Origin of the sequence: Bradyrhizobium sp. NBAIM08 (assembly GCF_020193935.1) — a bacterium.
Classification (GTDB): Bacteria; Pseudomonadota; Alphaproteobacteria; order Rhizobiales; family Xanthobacteraceae; genus Bradyrhizobium; species Bradyrhizobium yuanmingense.
The window spans coordinates 1-449 of record NZ_JADYVR010000339.1 but is presented as its reverse complement, the minus strand read 5'-3'; the positions used below and the strand labels follow the sequence as shown (position 1 = coordinate 449).

The following is a 449-nucleotide window of genomic DNA, read 5'->3' as shown; positions in this document are numbered from 1 at the left end:
ATGCCAGCACGTCCATGAAAAAGGCGTTGGCGCGCGGATCGCGGCGCACGCCATTGTCGATCAGCCGCGCGTCGCGCCCTGCCGCGCGCATCGCCAGCGGGTGGATCTCGACGCCATGCCGGTCGGCGATCGCGAACATCTGGAGCAGGCGGACCGGATCCTCGGCGAAGAAATCGTCCGTGGGGATGGCGAGCCGGCCGCGATCGAGCACGAAGCCGTCGAGGTTGCGCGGCTTGCGGCGCAGCAACGGCAGGCCGAAGCGCCGCCCGAGCCCGGCGAAGGTCTCGTCGATATGGGCGAGGAAGATGCCGGTGAGGTCGCCGACCTGCTTCGCCATCAGGAAATAATGCTGCATGAAGCGCTCGACCGCCGACTTGCCCGGCCGGTCGGCATAGCGCATCCGCCGCGCGATCTCGGGCTGGAAGTCGAAGGTCAGCCGCTCTTCGGGC

At 68.6% G+C, this 449-nt stretch carries 1 pseudogene; it reads right to left on the bottom strand.

What is annotated here, in order from left to right:
• Positions 1-449 (bottom strand): annotated as a pseudogene (locus I6F37_RS39800) (bifunctional uridylyltransferase/uridylyl-removing protein); the annotation flags it as partial.